The sequence below is a fragment of the Mesorhizobium sp. M1E.F.Ca.ET.041.01.1.1 genome (genome assembly GCF_003997355.1).
In the GTDB taxonomy this organism is placed as follows: Bacteria; Pseudomonadota; Alphaproteobacteria; order Rhizobiales; family Rhizobiaceae; genus Mesorhizobium.
Genome location: NZ_RZSL01000606.1, coordinates 1 through 3,493, shown reverse-complemented (window position 1 = coordinate 3,493; position 3,493 = coordinate 1). Strand labels below are relative to the sequence as shown.

Sequence of the window (3,493 nt, the reverse complement as noted above, 5' to 3'; positions counted from 1 at the left end):
CTCGAGGATGCCGCACAAAAGATCGGTCGTCTGCCGCCATTCGTCGCTCTGCAGCCGGAAGAGAAGCGCCGCCTTGTTGGGGAAATATTGATAGAGCGAGCCGACGCTGACGCCGGCCTTCTCGGCCACGCGCGTGGTGGTGAAACGCTGCGCGCCTTCGCTCGCCAAAACCTGAGCAGCTGCCTGCAGAATCGCCGCGACGAGCTCCGTCGCGCGGGCCTGTTTGGGCTGTTTTCGGGTGGAAATTGAAGGGCTTGGGCGTTGGACCATGGCAGCGCTCGGGAATGCGAATTGGAAACCTGAAGGATTATTCGTATTTTTCGGACGACACAAGAAAGCATTTGTTCCCGACTGGAGACAGCCATGACGACCCTTACCGGAACCCCGCTCGCGCCGCTGCTCGCCCGCCTGTTCAATGAAGCCGCCGCGGCGACCAGCCCCGCGATAGTCCAGTACTCGCGGGAGGAACGGGCGCGCCTCCTCGGCAGCAAGACCGAATATCTCAATTTCTACGGCAGCCTGAAGGACCTCTGGCTCGCGGTTTCGCCGGAGACCGGCACGCTGCTTTACATGCTGGCGCGCAGCACCGGCGCGCGCATCATCGTCGAGTTCGGCACCTCGTTCGGCATCTCGACGCTCTACCTTGCCGCGGCGCTCAGGGACAATGGCGGCGGCCGCCTTATCACGACGGAGTTCGAGCCCTCCAAGGTGGTACGCGCCAAGGCCAATCTCGCCGACGGCGGCCTTCTCGATCTTGTCGAGATCCGCGAAGGCGACGCGCTGGAGACGCTGGCCAGGGACCTGCCGGACCGGATAGACCTCCTGCTGCTTGACGGCGCCAAGGCGCTCTATCCGGAGATCCTTAGCCTGGTCGAGAGCCGACTGAGGCCCGGCGCGCTGGTCATCGCCGACAATGCCGACTTCTCTCCGGGCTATCTGGAGCGGGTGCGCTCGCCGACAGGAGGTTACATGTCGACGCCGTTCGGCGACGATGTGGAACTGTCGATGCGGCTCGGCTGACCAAAACCCGGCACAAGCAGACCAACTACTCACGCTGCTCGTTGAGCGGCCGTAGGCGTTCACGTCAGCCAACGCGCCATCCCGGCCTTCGGGCCTTTGACGCGTAGGTGACATCATGACCACATTTTCGTCCTCCTGGCGCGGGCTGCCGCGCCCGGCGCTGCTCGGCCTGTTCCTCTTCTTCTGCGCCGGTTTCGCCGACGGCGCGCTGGTGCCGTTCTTTCCGCTCTGGGCCAGCAGAGAGGCCGGCATTCCAGTCGGCGCGATCGGCCTGCTGTTCGGTTGCTATGCGGGCGGAGAGCTGATTGCGGCGCCGCTCATCGGCGGGATTGCCGATCGGGTCGGCCGCCGTCCGGTGCTGATTCTCTCATCGCTCGGCGTCGGATGCGGCTTCATCGCCCTATTTTTCGTCCATGGTGTTGTCGCCACTGCCGTTGTGCTCATCCTGACCGGCATATGCGAGTCGGTGCTCCATCCGACGATTCTCACCGCGATCGCCGATGTGACCGAGCCTTCCGCGCACCCGCGCTGGTTCAGCATGGCGCGTGTGAGCTCGAGCGCCGGGCAGATCCTCGGACCGGCCTGCGGCGCCCTGCTCGCGCTCATATCGCTCAGCACCGTGTTCCTCGCCGGTGGCGGCATGCTCATCCTGGGCGGCACCGTGATGCTGATAGCGCTCGCGGAGACGATCGGCAGCGGAGCTCACGCAGCCGGCGATCAGGACGACGAGGAAGAAGACGAGGGCCTGTCGGCGCTGCTGCCGGCCTTCCGCGACGGCCGCCTGGCGAAGCTGCTCCTCTGGGTCGTGCTGTTCGAGATTTCCGGCAACTGGATCGAGGCCGTGATCCCGCTCTATGCGCAGGATGCCGACACGCTCAGCCCGTCCGGCGTCGGCACGCTGTTTGCCTGTGCGGCGGCACTGACGGTCGGCCTGCAGATGCTGGTGAGCGGCTTTGCCGAGGCGCGATCCGCGCTCTGGCTGACCGTGGGCGCGGGCCTCTCGACCATTGCCGCCTTTGTCCTGCTCGCGGCGTCGCCGGCGATGCTGTCGCTGATTGCCGCGGTGAGCCTCTGCTCGGTGGCGCAGATGCTGGTCGGGCCGCTCGTGCCGACCGCCGTCAACGCACTCGCACCCGCAGCACGGCGCGCCTCCTACATGGCGGCTTCGTCGGTGGCGGTCGACCTCAAGGACTCGCTCGGACCTTCGATCGGCACCGCGCTCTATGCGCTCGCGCCGCGGCTGCCCTGGATCGCCGGCATCCCGCTGGTGGCGATCGCGTCGCTCGGCCTCGGCGTCGCGATCGGAAGAGCGCGCAACTTCTCGGGTGCAGGTTTCGATGCGGAATCCGGCGGACCCGAGAGATCCGCGACCTGGTCAACAAGCCCGGCAACGGAGGAGCAATCCTGATGCCGAAGTCCGGCCTCAGCCCACCGGCTGCAGCGGGTCGCCGCCGATCTTGGAGAGTTGGATGACCGCCTGGGTGCGGCTGTCGACGCCGAGCTTCTGCAGGATGGCGGAGACATGCGCCTTGATGGTGGCTTCGGAGACGCCGAGCTCATAGGCGATCTGCTTGTTGAGCAGGCCCTCCGCCAGCATGCCGAGCACACGCGTCTGCTGCGGCGTCAGCGCCTGAAGCCGCTTGATCAGGTCGGAGATTTCCGGATCGCGCTCGACGCCGAGTTCGACCCCGGCGGGCGCGGCGATGTCGCCGGCAAGCACAGCCTGCACCGCGTTGCGTATCTCTTCCATGCTGGCCGATTTGGAGATGAAGCCGGAAGCGCCCAGATCGAGCGCGCGGCGGATTGTGACGGGATCGTCGTGCGCCGACACCACCACCAGCGGCACCGACTGATGGATGCCGCGCAGCGAGATGAGACCCGACAAGCCGCTGGCGCCCGGCATCGACAGGTCGAGCAGCACCATGTCGATGTCTTCATTGGCAAGGACGAGCGCCTTGGCGCTTTCGAAATCGCCGGCCTCATGGATGGCGGCGACGTCGCCAAGGCCGGCAAGCGCCTCCTTCAGCGCGCCGCGAAACAGCGGATGATCGTCGGCAATGACGAAGGTGTAGCCCGACGGCAAATATTCCTCCCCGGATCCCATCGCTGATTATAATGCTTTTTGCGGGATCGGAACGATTATGCGGCGGCGCGGCGCATTTTCAAGCGGCAAAGGCCGTGCGCAGATTTTTCCCAGAGCGGTTCAGTCTCTTTCACGGAAACACGGAACCGCTCTGATTTTATTTTTGCGCAATTCCGGACGGAAAACCGCTACGCACTTTTCCTGGAATTGCTCTCTTTGTCTTGTCGCAATTCCGGGCGGAAAACCGCTACGCACTTTTCCTGGAATTGCTCTCTTTGTCTTGTCGCAATTCCGGGCGGAAAACCGCTACGCACTTTTCCTGGAATTGCTCAGGGCATTTCAGGTCTTTTGCGGAGCGGGCTTGGCGCCACCGTCGCCGTTCTCCTTGTC

At 64.7% G+C, this 3,493-nt stretch carries 5 protein-coding genes; 3 read left to right on the top strand and 2 right to left on the bottom strand.

Annotated features, from left to right (window positions below; translation table 11 throughout):
- Positions 1-270, bottom strand: a 270-nt coding sequence (locus tag EOA38_RS31115; RefSeq protein ID WP_145966143.1) for a helix-turn-helix domain-containing protein, incomplete at its 3' end; no start/stop codon positions are given.
- A gap of 93 nt (positions 271-363) precedes the next feature.
- Here EOA38_RS31115 and EOA38_RS31110 point away from each other — a divergent pair.
- Both EOA38_RS31110 and EOA38_RS31105 read left to right on the top strand, forming a co-directional pair.
- Positions 364-1,020 (top strand): O-methyltransferase, encoded by a 657-nt coding sequence (locus tag EOA38_RS31110; RefSeq protein ID WP_127301028.1) that lies wholly within the window; start codon positions 364-366, stop codon positions 1,018-1,020.
- A gap of 115 nt (positions 1,021-1,135) precedes the next feature.
- Positions 1,136-2,428 (top strand): MFS transporter, encoded by a 1,293-nt coding sequence (locus tag EOA38_RS31105; RefSeq protein ID WP_127301027.1) that lies wholly within the window; start codon positions 1,136-1,138, stop codon positions 2,426-2,428.
- 15 nt (positions 2,429-2,443) lie between these two features.
- Here EOA38_RS31105 and EOA38_RS31100 read toward each other — a convergent pair whose 3' ends face one another.
- Positions 2,444-3,103 carry a response regulator transcription factor gene (locus EOA38_RS31100; RefSeq protein ID WP_126090261.1) on the bottom strand — a complete coding sequence of 220 codons (660 nt, stop codon included), beginning with the start codon at positions 3,101-3,103 and terminating at the stop codon, positions 2,444-2,446.
- Positions 3,104-3,161: 58 nt separating this feature from the next.
- Between EOA38_RS31100 and EOA38_RS39845 the strand changes: the two genes are divergently transcribed.
- Positions 3,162-3,493 (top strand): hypothetical protein (locus EOA38_RS39845; RefSeq protein ID WP_210213000.1); only part of this gene is annotated, 332 nt, incomplete at its 3' end.